This window comes from Actinoallomurus sp. NPDC050550 (assembly GCF_040655075.1).
Lineage (GTDB): Bacteria > Actinomycetota > Actinomycetes > Streptosporangiales > Streptosporangiaceae > Actinoallomurus.
The window spans coordinates 88,869-107,106 of record NZ_JBFAJC010000011.1 but is presented as its reverse complement, the minus strand read 5'-3'; the positions used below and the strand labels follow the sequence as shown (position 1 = coordinate 107,106).

At 71.6% G+C, this 18,238-nt stretch carries 12 protein-coding genes; 9 read left to right on the top strand and 3 right to left on the bottom strand.

What is annotated here, in order from left to right; all coding sequences use genetic code 11:
- Positions 1–108 precede the first annotated feature (108 nt).
- From AB0I04_RS17700 to AB0I04_RS17690, 3 genes are all read left to right on the top strand, one after another.
- The gene (locus AB0I04_RS17700; RefSeq protein WP_360885552.1) at positions 109–1,008 is read left to right on the top strand and encodes a squalene/phytoene synthase family protein; all 900 of its coding nucleotides are present in this window, start codon (positions 109–111) and stop codon (positions 1,006–1,008) included.
- Between the two features lie 29 nt (positions 1,009–1,037).
- Positions 1,038–1,469, top strand: coding sequence for an Rrf2 family transcriptional regulator (locus AB0I04_RS17695; protein ID WP_360885550.1), 432 nt, complete (start codon positions 1,038–1,040; stop codon positions 1,467–1,469).
- A 63-nt stretch (positions 1,470–1,532) separates the two neighbouring features.
- Positions 1,533–2,267, top strand: a complete 735-nt coding sequence (locus AB0I04_RS17690; protein WP_360885548.1) for an NIPSNAP family protein — start codon at positions 1,533–1,535, stop codon at positions 2,265–2,267.
- A gap of 34 nt (positions 2,268–2,301) precedes the next feature.
- Here the strand turns inward: AB0I04_RS17690 and AB0I04_RS17685 are convergent, their stop codons facing one another.
- Positions 2,302–2,901, bottom strand: a complete 600-nt coding sequence (locus tag AB0I04_RS17685) for a TetR family transcriptional regulator (protein ID WP_360885546.1) — start codon at positions 2,899–2,901, stop codon at positions 2,302–2,304.
- 279 nt (positions 2,902–3,180) lie between these two features.
- On the opposite strand from AB0I04_RS17685, the gene AB0I04_RS17680 reads away from it, so the two are divergent.
- Positions 3,181–3,996, top strand: coding sequence for an oxidoreductase (locus tag AB0I04_RS17680; RefSeq protein WP_360885544.1), 816 nt, complete (start codon positions 3,181–3,183; stop codon positions 3,994–3,996).
- 236 nt (positions 3,997–4,232) lie between these two features.
- Positions 4,233–4,931: an SDR family oxidoreductase gene (locus tag AB0I04_RS17675; protein WP_360885543.1), complete on the top strand. Its 699-nt coding sequence runs from the start codon at positions 4,233–4,235 to the stop codon at positions 4,929–4,931.
- Positions 4,932–5,051: 120 nt separating this feature from the next.
- Here AB0I04_RS17675 and ccrA read toward each other — a convergent pair whose 3' ends face one another.
- Positions 5,052–6,365 (bottom strand): crotonyl-CoA carboxylase/reductase, encoded by a 1,314-nt coding sequence (ccrA, locus tag AB0I04_RS17670; protein WP_360885541.1) that lies wholly within the window; start codon positions 6,363–6,365, stop codon positions 5,052–5,054.
- Between the two features lie 3 nt (positions 6,366–6,368).
- The gene (locus AB0I04_RS17665; RefSeq protein WP_360885540.1) at positions 6,369–13,052 is read right to left on the bottom strand and encodes an SDR family NAD(P)-dependent oxidoreductase; all 6,684 of its coding nucleotides are present in this window, start codon (positions 13,050–13,052) and stop codon (positions 6,369–6,371) included.
- Positions 13,053–13,219: 167 nt separating this feature from the next.
- Between AB0I04_RS17665 and AB0I04_RS17660 the strand changes: the two genes are divergently transcribed.
- The 4 genes from AB0I04_RS17660 to AB0I04_RS17645 are packed head-to-tail and all read left to right on the top strand — an operon-like array spanning position 13,220 to position 18,233.
- Positions 13,220–14,761, top strand: coding sequence for an MFS transporter (locus AB0I04_RS17660; protein WP_360885538.1), 1,542 nt, complete (start codon positions 13,220–13,222; stop codon positions 14,759–14,761).
- A gap of 5 nt (positions 14,762–14,766) precedes the next feature.
- Positions 14,767–16,002 (top strand): glycosyltransferase, encoded by a 1,236-nt coding sequence (locus AB0I04_RS17655; protein WP_360885536.1) that lies wholly within the window; start codon positions 14,767–14,769, stop codon positions 16,000–16,002.
- Between the two features lie 13 nt (positions 16,003–16,015).
- Positions 16,016–17,794, top strand: coding sequence for a fatty acyl-AMP ligase (locus tag AB0I04_RS17650; RefSeq protein ID WP_360885534.1), 1,779 nt, complete (start codon positions 16,016–16,018; stop codon positions 17,792–17,794).
- A 46-nt stretch (positions 17,795–17,840) separates the two neighbouring features.
- The gene (locus AB0I04_RS17645) at positions 17,841–18,233 is read left to right on the top strand and encodes an acyl carrier protein (protein ID WP_360885532.1); all 393 of its coding nucleotides are present in this window, start codon (positions 17,841–17,843) and stop codon (positions 18,231–18,233) included.
- Positions 18,234–18,238 lie beyond the last annotated feature (5 nt).

The following is an 18,238-nucleotide window of genomic DNA, read 5'->3' as shown; positions in this document are numbered from 1 at the left end:
GTCCCCCCTTGCCCCCGGACACTCCATAATGTAGAGAAATCCCGTCGAGTCGCGGCATTACCCGATGGTGGAAATACAGCGGCGGCACTGGTGCATGGGGGCTGGTTCATGACCACCTGGAGAAAGGCGCTTGACGCCGCGGGCATCACCGAGCCCCGACTGCGAAAGAACTACACCGAGCAGCGCAGGCTGGTCGCCCGGTTCCGGCGGGGCCCTTATCTTGCGGCACGGCTGCTGCTGCCCGCTCCCCTGGTGCCACATGTGATCGCCGCAACGGCGTTCATGCACCACACCGACACGATCCTCGATTCGGACCATCCTCGCGCCGAGCGCGTCGAGGCGTATGAAGGGTGGGAGAAGCAGGTCCGCCTGGGCCTGTCCACCGGCGAAGGCGATCAACCGCTGATCCGTGCGTTGCTGAACACCGTCACCGCCCATCCCGGGCTTCAGCGGCACTTGGAGGACTACCTCGCTACGGCATCGACGGACATCGACAGCTCCGGCTTCGCCACCGAAGCGGACTATCAGCAGTACCTCGACGCGTACTCATTGCCGGCGTTCATGCTCGTGGCATGTCTGGTGGGTCCCGCCGACGACCCGGCGTTTCGGTCCGCCTGCCGTTCCTATATCGATGCCGGTCAGCGACTGGACAACATCAAGGATCTACGGGAGGACCTGAAGGCCGGACGGCTCACCATCCCCCTCGAGGTCCTCGAACGACATGGTGTCTCACGTGCCGACCTTGAGAACGCCCGTGATACGCCGGGGACCAGGGCCTTGTTGGAGGATCTGCTGGAGAGAGCGCGGCGTGCCCTCCAGGATGGCCGCGCGCTCGTCGACCTCACCCCGCCGCCGAACCATCCGCTCGTGCGGTCTTTGATCTCGTTGGAGAACCTCGCCTTGGACGCGGCCGCGGCCAAGGGCACCGCCTTGCTCACCCGGTCAGCGCGGCCTGCGGTGCCTGCTGCCGTGGGCGTGTTGATCCGGGAGTATCGCCGCCGAGCTTAGCTGTAACATTCCTTGTTACAGGAGGTGCGATGGCGGCGAACAGCCGACTCACGATCGCCGTTCATGCCCTGGCGTGGATGGCGCTGGCCCAGCGGCAAGGGCGCGATGAGCTGACCTCCGACCAGGTGGCCGCGAGCGTCAACACCAATCCGGTGATCATCCGGCGCAGTCTGGGAGATCTCCGTAGGGCGGGACTCGTGAGCGTCCGCCACGGTGCCGGGGCCGGCTGGAGTCTGACCCGACCGCCCGAGGAGATCTCTCTCGTCGAGGTGTACGACGCGGTCGAGCGGGAGCCGCTCTTTGGGCTGCATCGCACCGAGCCGAATCTGGAGTGCCCGGTCGGCAGAGGCATCCGGCCGGCACTCGGGTCCGTTTACGGGGGCGCCGAGCAGGCCCTGCGACGCGAACTCGGCCGCACATCGATCGCCGACGTGCTCCGGGAGACCTTGCAGGCGAAGTGAGCGTCGATGTCGGCGGATCCGACGCGGCCGAAATGTAATAAAACCAGTTACAGAAGGAGTCCGATGAACGGTGCCCGATCCAGCGTCGTGGAGCTGCGGCAGTACACCTTGCACGACGGAAAGCGCGACGTCCTGATCGACCTCTTCGAGCGGGAGTTCGTCGAGTCCCAGGAGGCGACCGGCATGGAGTTGCTGGGCCAGTTCCGCGACGTGGACGCCGCCGATCGATTCGTCTGGCTGCGCGGCTTTCCGGACATGCACCGGCGGGAGGCCGCCCTCCGCGCCTTCTACGGCGGCCCGGTATGGGCGGCCCATCGGGACTCGGCCAACGCCACGATGATCGACAGTTCGGACGTGCTGCTGCTACGGCCGGTGGACGAGCGGTCCGGGTTTCCCGCGCCCGCCGCGTCCCGGTCCCCGATCGGGCACACGGGGGCGCCGTCGTCGCTCGTCGTCGCGACCATCTACCACCGCGACCGGCCCTTCGATCAGGAGTTCGCGGACTTCTTCACGCACCAGGTGCGGCCGGTGCTGGCCGAGACCGGAGCCACGCCGCTCGCGTGCCTGCAGACCGAACATGCCGAGAACACCTACCCCGCCCTGCCCGTACGGACTGGCGAGAACGTCTTCGTGTGGTTCGCCCGGTTCGCCGACCAGGCCAATCTCGCCGCTCACCTTCGGCGGCTGGAGCATTCCCGAGCCTGGCACGGACAGGTGCTGCCGCGCCTGTCGGCGACGATCACGGGTGAGCCACGGCGACTGACACTGACCCCGACCGCCCGATCCCTCCTGCGCTGACGGTCCTGGCCAGACGACGGCCGGGTGATGCGTGTCAAGCCTGATCCTCGCTGCCCAGCAGCGCGAGGGCGTTGTGGATGCCCTGCTCGAGGAGTTCGTCGGCGAGTTGCCGGTCGGCGAGAGCACGGGAGAGCTGCAGCGTCCCGGCCATCATGGCGAGGAGGCCAAGCGTCTTCACACGTGCCGAGAGCGGATCGTCCGGCGCGAGGCGGGCGGCGAAGTCGTCGATGACGGCCAGCACACCGTCGGTGTAGACGCGCTTGGTCGCGTCCGTGCAGCGCCCGATCTCATCCAGCAGGGCTGCGGACGGGCAGCCGTCCTCGAGGTTGTCGCGGTGCTCAACCGAGAGGTACGCACGCACGAACTGCTCGAGTCCTGCGCGGCCGGGCGCCAGCCCGCCGAAGCTCGCGCTCTGTTCGCGGAGCTGGGCGGCGACCGCAGTGGTGACGAGGTCGTCCTTGGACGCGAAGTGGGCGTAGAAGGCACCGTTGGTCAGCCCCGCGTCCGCCATGAGCGTGGCGATCCCCGAGCCGTCGATGCCGTCGCGCTTGAACCGGCGGCCGGCGGTCTCGATGATCCGCCGCCTCGTCTCCTGCTTGTGCTCTTTCCCGTACCGGGCCACACGTTCCTCCACGCGTCGCAAGGGCCGCCCGCCCTCCGCCAACTTTCACCACCCATGACAGTACGAGCGTAATCCAATATTCCGCTACCGACACCGACGGCGGTTCGGCCGACGGCGCCCATGAGCACGGCGATCCCAAGCCATCGACGCCGTCTCGATGATCCGGCGCCTGGCGCACGATTGCGCTCATTTCCGCACCGCACGCCCCCGCTCGCCGCAGGGATTGCTTGCCATCCGTCGAACCTCATGCATAGGATTACGATCGTAATTCAATGAGGTCAGGAGTCCATGATGACGACGAACCGGCCGGTGGCGCTCGTGACGGGCGCGTCCTCGGGCATCGGGAAGGCAGCCGCCCTCGCGCTCGGCGAAGCAGGTTTCGAGGTGATCGGAACAAGCCGGAACACGGCGAAAGTCGCCCCGATCGAGGGTGTGACACTCCTCGACCTGGACGTGGCCGACAACGCGTCGGTCCACGCCGTGGTCGGGCAGGTGATCGAGCGGTTCGGGCGGATCGACGTCCTGGTCAACAACGCCGGTCTCGGCGCGTCCGGCGCCGCCGAGGAAAGCTCCGTCGCCCAGGACCAGCGCGTCTTCGACGTCAACGTCTTCGGCGTCATCCGCATGACCAAGGCTGTCCTGCCGCACATGCGCGCTCAGGGAAGCGGACGCATCATCAACATCTCCTCCGTGCTCGGATTCGTCCCCGCGCCGTACATGGCCGGCTACGCCGCGACCAAACACGCGATCGAGGGCTACTCCGAGTCGGTGGACCACGAGGTCCGCGAGCACGGCGTCCGGGTCCTTCTCGTGCAGCCCGCCTACACCAGGACCGGCTTCGAAGCGAACGCCATGGAGCCCGACGTGCCTCTGCAGGTCTATGCGAAGCAGCGGCGAATCTTCGATGACGTGATGGCGGCGGCGATGAAGGACGGCGACGAGCCCGCCGTCGTCGCCAAAGCGATCGTCGCGGCGGCGACCGACTCCAAGCCGAAGCTGCGCTACACCGCCGGCTCGGTGGCCGGACGCGTCAGCAAGCTGCGCCGCATCGTCCCCGCCCGGGCCTTCGACAAACAGATCCGCAAGCTCAACCAGCTCGCCGACTGACGCCCGCCCGGCAAACCGCCCCGACCGGGCACACCGGCGGCTCTGAGCCCGCCATCAGCGATAGGCCACGCCACCACCTTCCTGGTCTTCCGACCGGCGACCACCGCCTGACGCCCGCCTACCGGTCACCACCCTGCCCACAACGCCGGACCGACGACCTGACCTGCGGCCCGACCGGGAAGACCGGCGGCGCGGTCGATTCGATCCACTCTTCTCACTTCACCCAGGAGCTTTCCATGGACCTGTCCACCAGCACCGTCCTCGTCACCGGCGCCAACCGGGGTTTCGGCCGGGCACTCGCCGCCGAACTGCTCAGCCGCGGCGCCGCCGTCTATGCCGGCGCCCGCAACCCCGACCAGGTCGACCTGCCGGACGCCAAGCCGATCGCGCTCGACATCACCGACCCCGCCTCCGTTGCGGCCGCCGCCCAGGCCACCGGGGACGTGACCGTCCTGATCAACAACGCCGGCTCAGCACCCGGCGCCGACCTGCTCACAGCCGACCTGAACGACATCCGCATGGAGATGGACACCCACTACTTCGGCACCCTCTCGGTGAGCCGGGGCTTCGCGCCCCAGATCGCCGCCAACGGCGGCGGAACGATCCTCAACATCCTGTCCGGCCTGTCCTGGGTCAGCTTCCCGGAGGTCGGCGCCTACTGCGCCGCCAAGTCCGCGGAGTGGTCGCTCACCAACGCCCTGCGCCTGCAGCTCGCCGACCAGGGCATCCGGGTGGCCGGACTGCACGTTGGCTATATGGACACCGACATGGTCCGGGAGGTCACCGCGCCGAAGTCCGACCCCGCCGCCATCGCCCGGATCGCCGTCGACGGCATCGCCGCCGGCGCCTACGAGATCCTCGCGGACAACGCCTCCCGCCAGGCGCAGTCAGCGCTCGCCGTAGGCGTCTCGGCGCTCTACCCACAGCTGCCCTGAGGTCAGCCGCCCAGGCATCCGCACCCAGGCCGTGGCACGGTCGGCATGCGGCGACGGCCTCGTCGGCCACTGCTGCGGCGGGATCGGCCTCGCGGTGACCGGCGGGACGCGGTCGGCGGGTCAGCGGCGGTACAGGGTAAGCCTGTCCTCGCCGATGCGCTCGCGCAGGGCCGGGTCCTCGACGCCGAGTCCCTCCTTCTCCGCGCCGACGAGCAGGCCGACCTTGCCGATGTGCTGGTTGGTCTGCACCGCGCGGGTCGCCTCGGCCGCCTCGTCCAGGGTGTAGACGCTGGACAGGGTCGGGTGGATCATGCCCAGGCCGATCAGGCGGTTGGTCTCGACGGCCTCGTGGTAGTTGAACCCGTGGCTGCCGACGATGCTCTTGATGTTCATCCACAGGAACCGGTTGTCGTACTCATGCCGGTAGCCCGTCGACGAACCGCACGTGACGATCCTGCCGCCGCGCCGGGCGACGTACACCGACGCCCCGAACGTCTCCGCGCCCAGGTACTCGAACACGATGTGCGGGTCCTCCCCGGAGAGGGCGCGGATCCGCTCGCCTAGCCGCCGCCACGCCTTCGGGCTGCGCAGTCCCTCCTCGCCGAGCTCCAGCTCGGTGCGGTTGATGACGTGGTCGCAGCCCTGCCGCCGGACCAGCTCGGCCTTCTCCTCAGAGCCGACCACGGCGACCGGGACGCCGCCGCCGTTCTTGACGAGCTGCACGGCGTACGAGCCGAGTCCCCCCGTACCGCCCCAGACCAGGACGACGTCGCCCTGCTTCATGCGGGCGCCGTGCGCGCCGACGAGCATCCGGTACGCCGTCGCCGCGCACAGCGTGTTCGCCGCCGCCTCCTCCCAGGTCAGGTGCGCGGGCTTGCGGATCAGCTGGTTGGCCTTCACGACGGTGTACTCGCCGAACGCGCCGTAGTTGTTCTCGAAGCCCCAGGCGAGGGCGGGGCTGGAGATGCTGTCCTCCTGGCTGGCGGGGTGCTGGTGGTCCACGACGCCGGCGTGGACGACGACCCGGTCCCCGACCTTGTAGTTGTGCACGCCGTCGCCGGTCCGGACGACGACGCCGGCGGCGTCGGAGCCGAGGACGTGGTACGGCTGGTCATGCCGTGCGCCCCACGGGCCCGTACGGCCCAGCTTCTCCAGGAACGCGAAGGTCGGGATCGGCTCGAAGATCGCGGACCAGATCGTGTTGTAGTTGATCGCCGCGGCCATCACCGCGACGACGGCCTCGTCCGGCGCCGGTTCGGGCATGTCCACCTCACCGACGTGGATGGAGCGCCGGACGTCCTTGTCCGTCTCGCCGTCGAAGATGCCCACCTCGTCCTTGAGCGTGTGCGCGGCGCGGAACCGCGTCGGCAGCTCGCAGGAGAGCAGATCGGCGGGCCCGGCGCCCGCGCGGACCGCTTCGAGCAGATCGGACATGGATTACCTCCCAGTGAGGAGTGCCCCCAGATGGCCGGCGAGGGCGTGGACGGCAGGTGGATCGAGCAGGTTCAGGTGGTGCGCGCCCCGGATCGGGACGACCTCGAGACGCGGGCACAGGTCGCCGAAGCCGTTGGTCTCGTCGAGCTCGTACCGGGCGTCCCGTACGGTCCAGGGCGTCGGCTCGGTCGCGCGGTAGAGGACCACACGCCCGTCGTACGGCTCCGGCCGGTACGCCTCCAGCGACCGCGTGTCCTCGTGCGAGGTGAGCTGGTGGTGCAGGATCGCGGGCGGCAGCGCCTCCATGAGCGGCGCGGCGCGCTCCATCACCAGGGCGAGCTGCGCGTCCTCATCGAGCGAACGCAGCTCCTCCCGACCGAGTGACACGCCCAGGTCGTAGGTCTCGTTGAGGTAGGCGACGAAGTCGGCGTACCTGCGGGCGGCGGCCTCCGCCGTGTCGCCGACCTGCCGGGGGATCCCCGCGTCGATCAGCGCCAGGAGTTCGACGTCGCCGAGGATCCGGGCCGTCTCGTACGCCACCACGCCGCCGAACGACCAGCCGCCGAGCCGGTACGGGCCCTGCGGCTGCGCCTCCCGGATCAGCGCGGCGTAGCGGGCGGCGCGCTCCTCGACACTGGGCGCGTCGGCGAAGCGCTCCAGCCCGAGGAACGGACCGCCGACGAGCGTGGCCAGCTGCCGGTACACACCGGTCGTCCCGCCCGCCGGATGCGCGCAGAAGAACGGCCGTCCGCCTGTCGCCGGGCTGAGGGACCGGATGATGCGGCGCGCGGCCTCCTCCTCACCCTTGCGGATCACCGAGGCGAGGTGTTCGACCGTCGGGTGGGCGAACAGCTCCGCGTGGTCGATCGGGCGGCCCACCTCGAGTTCGAGGATCTCCAGCACGGTACGCGCCTGATCCTCGCGCCCACCGAGGGCGAAGAAGTCGTCGGTGGCCGAGACACCGTCGGTGCCGAGGACGCGTTCGAAGACGCGGACGACGAGCCGCTCAGAGGCGTCCCGGGCGTCGACGTACGCCCCGCCTTCCGCGCGGCGCGCGACACGGAACGCCCGGTCTTCAGGGCGACGGCGCGCGGCACCGGACGCCCGGTCTTCGGGGCGCCGTGCGGCGCCGGGGGCCCTGCCGCCGGGGCGAGACGCGCCGCCGGGAGTCCTGCCGTCGATGCGGGATGTGACGCCGGGGGTTTTGCCTTTGGGGTGGGATGCGGTGCCGGACGTCCGGCCGCCCGCCTCCTCGCCCGGCTCGGGGTCGGCGAGGCCGAGTTCGGTGAGCGCCCAGGTGGTCAGTACCTCGACGCTGCCGCCCTGCAGCAGCACCGTCGCGGGCACCGTGAGCCCGAAGTCGTGTTCCAGCGCGCTCTTGATGCGGACCGCCACGAGCGAGTCCAGGCCGAGGTCGGTCAGAGACTGCGCCGGGTCGGGGCGGAATCCGAGGACGGTGGCGACCCGCTCGGCGACCCGGTCGCGGACCAGCGCGCGGGCGGCGACGGGCTCAAAGGCGCGCAACGCCTCCGGGCCGGGCCAGTCGTCCGCGACCTCCGGGAGCGTGCCGACCAGCGTGGAGAAGTACGGCATCCGGCCGAGTTCGGGGAACGCGGTCACCGCCTGGCGTGGATCGAAACGGAGCACGCCGGTGGCGGCCCGGTCGTGCGCGAGCAGCGCTTCGAAGGCCTCCGCGCCCTCCTCTGGGGTGATCGGGTCGATGCCGCTCACGGGACCGCCGGTCAGGTTCGCCGCGCCGCCGACCCGGGACCAGGTGCCCCACTTGATCGTGACGGCGGGCACGCCCTGCTCCCGGAGGAATCCGGTGAAGGCGTCGACCGCAGCGTTGGCGGCGGCGTACGCGCCCTGGCCCGGGGAGCCGAGCAGGGCCGCGGCAGAGGAGTAGGCGACCCACCAGTCGAGGTCATGCCCGCGCGCCGCCTCGTACAGCCGGTACGCGCCGTCGACCTTCGGCGCCCAGACGCGGCGCAGGTCGGCCGCGTCGATGTCAGTGAAGATCCGGTCGGCGAGTCCACCGGCGGCGTGGACAACGCCGCGCAGCCGGTCCCCGGCGGCGGCGACCATCCGCTCGGCCACGCCGGGTGCCGCGATATCGCCGAGGACCACCTCGACCTCGACGCCGGTCTCGCGCAGCTCGCTGATGGCCTTCTCCGCATCGGGCGGCGGGCCGCTCCGCCCGGACAGCACGATCCGTCCCGCGCCACGCTCCGCCAGCAGCCGGGCGGTGACCAGGCCCAGGCCGCCGTAGCCCCCGCTGATCACGTACGCGGCTCCCCGCCGGACGACCGGGCGCGGCCGGTGCCCGGCGGTCCGGCCTGGCGTGCGGTGGCCGGCGGTCTGGCCCGGCGCGCGGTGGCCAGCGGTCCGGTCCGGCGCGCGGTGGCCGGCAGTCCGGCCGCCCGGCGTGTGGTGGCCGGCGGTCCGGCCCGCACTCGCCGACTCCGGGCCATGCCCGTCGCCGAGGCGTGCGGCGGCCAGCCGCGCGACGTACCGGGCACCACCCAGCCAGGCGATCTCGGTGTCGGCCGGGCGGGCGCGCAACTCGGCGGCGATCTGCGCGGCGGCCACACTCGCCGGTCCGGTGACGTCGAGGTCGAGGTGGGTGGCGCGCAGAGCCGGCGTCTCGAACCCGAGCACCCGCACCATCGCACCGACGAACGCCTGCCCCGGCTCGCCCGCGCCCATGCCCGCCGGGCGGAGCGCACCCCGCGTGACCAGCCACAGACGGGGTGGCGCGGACCCGCTCGTCAGCCCCCGAACCAGACCGGACAAGGCGAGCACCAGCCGCTCGCCGGTCAGATCCCCGGGCACGAGGACCACGACCTGCGCCGGGAGCGCCGCCACGAGGTCCCGAGCGATCCCCTCGGCGTCGGCCCAGTCGGTGATCTCGTGGACCGATGCGGCGGGCAGTTCCTCGGCCATCGGGTCGCCGGGGGCGACCAGCACGACCGCGTCCGCGAACAGGTCGCCGTCCGCTGTCGGTGACGCTTCGGCGGGCTCCCAGATGACTTCGGCCAGCTTCGTGCTCAGCGGCACGGGCAGGTCGGTGCGTCCGTACGTGCGCAGCCGGATGTCGGTGGCCTCGAGCAGGATCCGTCCCGCCTCCCCGACCAAGCGGAGGTCGGCGGTACGGCCGTCGCTGGTCGAGGTGAGCCGGATGAGGCAGCGGCCCCCATTCCTCGTCGGTCCGTACACCCGCACGGCGCCGATCGACTCCGGCAGCCAGGCCGGCCGGGCCAGGTCCGTCGCGGACGCGCCACCGTCCAGCAGGTCGGCGAGCGCGGCCAGGCAGCGGCCGAACACTTCGGGATGGAGCCGGAAGTGACGGTTGCCCTCCTCGGCCGGTCCGATCTCGACCTCGGTGTCCACGCCCGTGTCATCGGCCGGGGGGCCGCCGCTCGGTGTGACGGTGGCGGAGGCCAGGCGGGTCCAGGTGCCTGCGGCGGTGCGCGCGTGCACGTCGATGACGGCCGCCTCGTCGTCGGTGACCGTGAGGGACGTGGTGACGGTCGTGTGATCCTCGAGCGGCAGGAACCGGTCCAGGCGCAGCCCGGTGACGGTCACGTCCGGTCTCAGGGCCGTGGCACCCGCGGCCAGCGCGATCTCGGCGTACGCGGCGGCGGGCAGGAGCGGCTGCCCGAACGGCCGGTCGGCCCACTGCGACGCGGCCGTGCCCACGTCGGCGCTCCAGACGTGCCGGTCCTCGCCGGGCAGTTCGATGTGCGAGCCGAGCAGCGGATGCTGTCCGGCCGCGCCGCGCGGCGGGACGTCGATCCAGTGGTGGCGGTGCTCCCACGCCGGGACGGGTACGTCGACGACGCGGCCCGGCGGCGTGGGGGCGGGCAGGTGGCCGTGGACGGTCAGCGTGGCGAGCGCTTCGTGGAAGGTGACGGTGTCGTCCGCCTCAGGCTGGCCGGAGTGTCGGGGCGGGCGGCGCAGCGTCGGGACGACGAGCGCGCCGTCGGCGGTCTCCGCGATCGCCTGGGCGAGCAGGGGATGCGCGTTCACCTCGACGAACGTCGTGAAGCCGTCCTCGGCAGCGGCGGCGACCGCGTCGGCGAGGCGTACGGTCCGGCGGGCGTTGGCGGCCCAGTAGTCGCCGTCGAACGCCGGGGCCTCGCGTGGGTCCTCCAGCACGGTGGAGTAGAACGGCACGTCGGTCGGGCCGCTGCGGACGTGCGCGAGTTCTGTGCGCAGCGGGTCGAGGATCGGGTCGACGGCGGGCGAGTGCCCGGCGCCCTCCGCCTGGACGAGCCGGGCCAGCAGGCCCTCGTCGGTGGCGCGGTCGGCGACCCGGGCGAGTTCGTCGGCGTCCCCGGTCAGAACGGTCTGCTGCGGCGACGAGCGGACCGCGACGTGCACGTCGACGCCGTCCCGTACGAGGCCGAGGGCGTCGACGGCCGAGCAGCCGAGGACGAGCATCGCCCCGCCGCCCGTCTCGGCGATGCCGTCGAGCAGGCGCGCCCGAGTGCTGATCACCTTGACGCCGTCGACGAGGGGCAGCGCCCCGGCGGCGACCGCCGCGGCGACCTCGCCCATCGAGTGGCCGATCACCGCGCCGGGCTCGGCGCCGTACGAGCGCAGCAGCGCGGCCAGCCCGACCTGCAGGCCGAACAGCGTCGTCATCGTGCGGTACACGCCGGTGACCCGTTCGCCGCTCTCCAGCGCGTCCCACAGCGAGAAACCGGCCTCGGCCGCGAACGGCCCGTCGAGCGTGTCGATGGCGGCGGCGAACGCCTGTTCCTCGGCCAGGAGCCGCCGGCCCATGCCGGGCCGCTGCGCGCCGTACCCGGAGAACACCCAGACCGGCCGGGCGTCCCGGCCGATCGTGACGCCGGTGACGCGCGGAGCGCGAAGCGCCTCCGCGAGCGCCGCGCGGTCGCGGCCGACGACGGCGGCGGCGGCACGGCCCCGCCCGAAACGGCGGCTCAGTGTGTGGGCGACGTCCGGCACGGCCGAGTCGGGTGCGGCCTCGAGCCAGTCGGCGAGGCGTGCGGCGTACGGCCCGATCCGGTCGGCCTCGACGTCGGAGAGCAGGAGGGTGTGCACGGCCGGCTCGCGGCGGGGGCGTGGCCGGTCCTCCGCCACGGGAGCCTCTTCGAGGACGACGTGCGCGTTCGTGCCGCCGAATCCGAAGCCGGAGACCCCGGCGAGGGCGGGCCGGCCGGTCTCGGGCCACAGCGTCTCGTCGGCGGCGACCGCCAGCCCGAGCTCTGGAAAGTCGATGTGCGGGTTCGGCTCGCGGTAGTGCAGGCTCGGCGGGATCCGCCGGTGAGCCAACGCGAGGACGACCTTGATCAGCCCGGCGACACCGGCGGCGGCCTCCAGGTGCCCGAGATTGGACTTGACCGACCCGATCAGAACGGACCGACCGTCGGGGTCCGGGCCGCGTAGGGCGGTGGCGAGGGCGCGGGCCTCGATCGGGTCGCCGAGGAACGTGCCGGTGCCGTGTGCCTCCACGTAGTCGGGCCGGGGGAGGCCCGCGTACGCCGAGCGGACGACCGCTGCCTGGGCCTCGGCGTTCGGGGCGATGAGGCCGTTGGAGCGGCCGTCGGAGTTGACCGCCGAGCCGCGGATCAGTGCCAGTACGCGGTCGCCGTCGCGCCGCGCGTCCGACAGTCGTTTCAGGATGATGACGCCGCAGCCCTCGGCGCGGACCATGCCGTCCCCGGACGCGTCGAACGGCTTGCAGTGGCCGTCCGGGGCGGTCGCTCCCCCCAGGTCGAACGTCTTGGTGATCACCGGGGAGAGCAGGACGTTGACGCCGCCGGCGACGGCGAGGTCGCTCTCCCCCTCGCGCAGGGATCGTACGGCCAGGTGGGTCGCGACCAATGACGACGAGCAGGCCGTGTCGACGATCATCGATGGGCCGCGCAGGTCGAGGAGGTAGGACAGGCGGTTCGCGACGATGCTCAGCGCAGCGCCGGTCGCGGTCCAGGGCCGTAGCGGTGCGGTCCCGGTGACGTAGCCGTACTCGGGGGCGGAGACGCCGACGAACACCCCGGTGCGGCTGCCGCGCAGGCTCGGCGGCGCGACGCCCGCGTGCTGGAACGCCTCCCAGGCGACCTCGAGGAGAAGCCGCTGCTGCGGGTCCATGACGTCGGCCTCGTCGGGCGTGATGCCGAAGAACCGCGAGTCGAAGCCGGCGATGTCGTCGAGGAATCCGCCGAACCGGGTGACGTCCTCGAGTGTGCCGTCGTCGAAGGCGTCCCAGCGACCGTGAGGGATCTCGCGGATCGCGTCGCCACGGTCGAGGAGAAATCGCCAGTACGCCGCCGGCCCGGACACGCCGCCGGGGAAACGACAGCCTATTCCTACCACCGCAATGGGTTCGGCGGAATCGGTCGTGGCCGAATCCGGCCGATTAGCGAAATCACCGTCCGGAGTGGAGAATTCACCGTGGGCGATGACATCGGTGAGCCGCGCAATGGTCGGATGTTCGTAAACGAGGGTGGCGGGCAGCCGCGCGCCGATGAGGCGTTCGAGTTCACCGGCGATGGCGACCGCATCGCGCGAGGTCAGGCCGAACTCATCGAGCGGCTGGTCCGGGTCGACCTCGGAAGAGGGCACCCGACATCGGCTCGCCACGGCGTCGATGAGAAACCGGCGAATCGCCGACTTTCCAAGTCGGCGGGGGCCGGCTTCGCCCGGCTCGGTAGCCGCCATTTGTGCTACCCCCATTACACACGGTCACGTGAGAAAAGACGCTGAGGTAGTGAAGACAGTGTCTTATCCGGCATGAGTACCGATGCGCACATAGGCCACTTTTCTCCCACAGGCCTTATCACGACGATGACAAGACTCCCGGTGGCGAATATGGCGTTATAGGGCGAATGACCCGCGCGCGACATGGATGGACGCTCACTGTGATCGCGGTCGCCGGGTTCATGACCACGCTGGACAACACGGTCGTGAACGTCGCGCTGCCGTCGATCCAGCGTGACCTGCGCATTTCCCTGTCCACGCTGGAGTGGATCGCCACCTCGTACATCCTGATCTTCGCCAGCGTGATGCTCGCCGGCGGCCGGATGGCGGACGTGTACGGCCGCAAGAAGATCTTCCTGATCGGTCTGACGATCTTCACAGCGGCGTCTGGGCTCGCCGGCCTGGCGCAGACGGCCGAGACGCTGATCGCCGCCCGGGTCGTCCAGGGCGCCGGCGGCGCACTGGTCATCCCGGCCGGGCTCGCGCTCGTCACCGTCGGCCGTACCGAACGCGAGCAGGCGACCGGCACCGTCGTCTGGGTCGGTTCTGCCGCACTGGCCCTCGCACTCGGCCCGGTGGCCGGCGGGTACATCGCCCAGCACTGGGCGTGGAACTGGATCTTCCTCATCAACCTCGCGCCCGGCTTGCTGGTCGTCCTGCTGGGCCTCCTGGTCATCCCGGAGTCGCGGGACACCACGGCGCAGGGCGTCGACCTGCCCGGCATGCTCGCCTCCGGCACCACGCTGTTCGCCGTCACGTACGCGCTCAGCGAGGTCTCCGCGCACGGGTGGGGCAGCGGCCTGGTGCTCGGCGCGCTCACCCTGGCCGCCGTGGGGCTCGTGGCGCTGATCGTCGTCGAGCGGTGGGCCGCCACGCCGATGATCGACGTGGTGTTCTTCCGGAGCCGGGCGTTCGCGGGCGGCGTCGCCGTGCAGATCCTGTGGGGCGTCGGCTTCAACGGCGTGCTCTTCTACGCCTCGCTGTTCCTGCAGGAGGTGCTGCGGTTCTCCCCGACCAAGACCGGCTCGGTGTTCCTGCCGCCGGCCGTGGTGATCGCACTCCTGACCCCGGTGTCGTTCTGGGTCGGCCGGAAGCTCGGCGCCCGGTCCACGATCGCCTGGGGACTGCTGCTCATGGCCGTCGGGATGACGGCGTTCGCGCTGCTGCGCCCCGGCGACGGCTACGCCGACCTGCTGCCCGGCGTCGCCCTGATCGGCGTCGGCTCGGCGCTGAACATGCCGCTCACCGCGTACGTTCTGGGCTCGATCCCGGACGAGCGCCACGGCGTCGCGGGCGGGATCCTCAGCGTCGGGCGAGAGGTCTCCGGGGCGTTGGGCATCGCCGTCATCGGCCTGATCATCGCGGCGCGGCAGGATTCCGAGGTGGCCTCGGGGGCGACTCACGCCGCCGCGTTCCAGCACGCGACCTCGATCGGCCTGCTGTGCGGCGCCGGACTGGTCTGCCTCGGCGCGCTGATCGCCCTCCTCTCGCTGCCGGCCAGGAAGCGCCGCGCCCGACACGCCCGACCCCAATGGAGCGAGACCGCGGGCGCTCGCGTCACGCCGGAACCGCCGCCACTGCTCACCTGGTCACCGTCTGCCGAGACCACCGACGCCCCGGAACGGCCGCCGCTGCTGACCTGGTCGCCTCCTGCCGAGAGCACTCGGTGACCGCGGTGGCACGCACCATCGTCATACTGGCGGCCGGTTCCCGGGGGGACGTCCAGCCCTGCGTCGCGCTCGCCCGGGGACTCGCCGCGCGCGGCAACGCCGTACGGCTGATCATCGCCGCCGGCCACGAGTCGCTGGCCGCAGGACTCGACACGGCCGTCCTGTCCGTCGACCCGGCGCGGCTCCTGGAGACCGACGAGGTCCGGGAATGGCTGCTGGGCGGCCGCAACCCGGTGCGGTTCGTCAGCGGGTTCAAACGGCTCATCCGGCCGATGGCCGAGATGCTCCTCGAGGAGATCCGGTCCGCTTCCAAGGACGCCGATCTGCTGCTCTGCCCGACGCTGGGATTCATCGGGCATCACCTCGCCGAGTACCTGCACGTCGACGAGGCACTGATCCACTTTCAGCCCAGCCATCCGACGAGCGCGTTCCCGCACCCGCTCGTGCGCCGGGCGTTCGGCGCCGAGCGGCTGAGCTTCCACCTCGTCGACCAGATCGCCTGGCAGCTGGGCCGGCCCATCGTCGACCCGTGGCGCCGGGACGCGCTCGGCCTGCCGAAGCTCTCCATGCGCGGCCCGATGCGACGTATCCGGGACGTCCCGGTGCTGGCCTGCTTCAGCGACGCCATCGTGCCACGGCCGCCGGACTGGCCGCCGTCCGTGCACGTCACCGGCTACTGGTTCCTCGACGAGCCCTCCTGGACCCCGGACCCGCGGCTCACGGACTTCCTCGCCTCCGGTCCGCCCCCGGTCTACGCCGGCTTCGGCAGCATGGTGCCCCGCGACCCTGAGGCGGCCTTCCGGACGATACGGGCGGCGCTGCGCGTCGCGGGCGTCCGGGGGATTGTCGCCTTCGGGGAGTACGAGGACGCGGACGACGACATCCTCGTCGTACGCGACGTGCCGCACTCGTGGCTCTTCCCACAGACGCTCGCGGTCGTGCACCACGGCGGCGCGGGCACCACCGCCGCCGCCCTGCGCGCCGGGATCCCCGCCGTCATCTGCCCGTTCTTCGGCGACCAGCCGTTCTGGGGCGACCGGGTGGCGGCGATCGGGGCCGGGCCGCCACCGCTGCCGATCAAGCGGCTCGGGCCGGGAACGCTGGCCGAACGGATCACCACGACCGTACGCGACGGCGCGATGCGCCGCCGGGCGGCGCTGATCGGCCGACGCATCGCGGCGGAGGACGGCGTGGGCCGTGCCTGCGCCGCGCTGGACGGGCCCGGGGGAATCACCACATGAACGGGGACGGTCGATGACGAGCTTCGTGCACCACCTGCGCGCCCAGGTCGCGCGCTTCGGAGACGACCGCTGGTACGTGTTCGTCGACGATCGCAAGGGCGACCTGGTCGAGGTCGAGCGGGCGACGTTCGCGGAGCTGGACCGCCGCGCGCGGTCGGCCGGCGCGTGGCTCGGCCGCGCGGGTCTGGGCGGGGAGGCGGCGCTGCTGCTCTACCCGGCGGGGCTGGAGTTCCTCCGGATGTTCCTCGGCTGCCTGTACTCGCAGGTGATCGCGGTGCCGTCGCCGCTGCCGTCGACCGATCCCCGCGCGCTCGAACGCGCGGAGGGCATCATCAAGGACGCCGACATCCGGATCGTGCTCACGGACAGCGCGAACGCGCCGCTGCTCGCCGCGTGGCTGCGCGACGCCGGCCTCGACGGCCGGGTGGAGTGCGTCGCCACCGACGCCGCCGAACTCCCCGACGCGGACACGTGGAAGATGCCGGAGCTGGAGCCGGACACCCCGGCGTACCTGCAGTACACCTCCGGCTCGACCAGCGAGCCGCGCGGCGTGCTGCTCTCCCACGGGAACCTGCTGCACAACTCGGCGCAGATCTACACGGTGCTCGGCCGCCCCGAGAATGGGATCGGCGCAGGCTGGCTGCCGCACTACCACGACATGGGGCTGATCGGGCTGCTCCTCCAGCCGCTGTACGCGGGCGGCAGCATGGCCTTCACCTCGCCCGTGTCGTTCGTGATGAAGCCGGTGCTGTGGCTGCGGATGATCAGCCGCTACCGGGCCGGGTACACCGTCGCGCCGAACTTCGCGTACGAGTGGCTGGTTCGCGGGGTCAAGGACGACCAGCTCGACGGGCTGGACCTGTCCTCGCTCGCCTGGGCGCTCAACGGCGCGGAGCCCGTCCGCACCGCGACGCTGGAGAAGGTCGTCCGGCGGTTCGGCGCCCTCGGGTTCCGCCGGGAGGTCTGGGCGCCCGGCTACGGCATGGCCGAGTCGACGCTGCTCGTCACCGGCACCGAACGCGGACGCGGGCCGGTCGTCGGCCGCTTCGACGCAGCCGCGCTGGAGCAGGACCGCGCCGAGCCGTCGGCCCCGGGATGTCGACCGGGGTTGGTTGGTCGGGAAGAGCAGGTTGGTCGGGAAGGAGACTGCGTGGAGCTGGTCGCCTGCGGTCGGCCGATCGACCTGACCGTACGGATCGTCCGGCCCGAGTCGGCTGCGCCGCTGCCCGACGGCCGGATCGGCGAGATCTGGGTCGCGGGCGGCAGCGTCGCGCTGAGGTACTGGCAGCGCGCCGAGGCAAGCGAGGAGACCTTCCGGGCGCGCCTGTCCACCGGGGAGGGGCCGTTCCTGCGCACCGGCGACCTCGGCTTCCTCCACGACGGCGAGCTATACGTCACCGGCCGGCTGAAGGATCTGATCATCGTCAACGGCCGGAACATCTATCCACAGGATGTGGAAGAGGCGAGCCGGGACGTCCACCCCGCGGCGCGAGCCGCCGCCGCGTTCGGCGTGGAGAACGGGCGCGAGCACGTCGTACTCGTCCAGGAGGTACGCCCCAAGGACCTGGGCGACCTCACGTACGAGGGCCTCGCCAGGAAGATCAAAGGCGAGCTGGCGAGAGCCTTCGGCCTGCCCTCGATGAACGTCGTCCTCGTCCAGCGGGGCGGCGTCGGCAAGACCACCAGCGGCAAGATCCAGCGGCGGCGAATGCGCGAGATGTTCCTGGCGGGCGACCTCAGCCCCTTGCACGCCGAGCTCGAACCCGAGCTCCGCGCCCTCGCCGGCAGATAGACCGGGCTCCCCCTCACCCGGTGCACCACCCCCTACGGAGGCCCCCTTGCCCAGCGAAACGCTGATCCGCGACTGGCTCACGCAGCGCGTCGCCGAGTACCTCGAACGCTCCCCCGCGGACATCGACCCGTCGGCCATGCTCGCCGAGTACGGCATGGACTCGGTGTACGCGATGAGCCTGTGCGGCGACATCGAGGCGGAGTACGACCTGGACGTCGAGCCGACCCTTGCCTGGACCCACCCGACCATCGACGCCCTCGCCGCCCACCTGACCGAACGCGTCGGTGACCGGCCCGCCCCCGACCCTGTTCTTCCCGACCAACCAACCCCGACCGGTCTCCCGGCCTTTCCCGACCAATCTGCTCTTCCCGACCGACCGACCCCGACCGGCCTCCCGGCCCCGACCGGCTTCTCGGCCCCGACCGACCTCCCGGCCTGACCCTC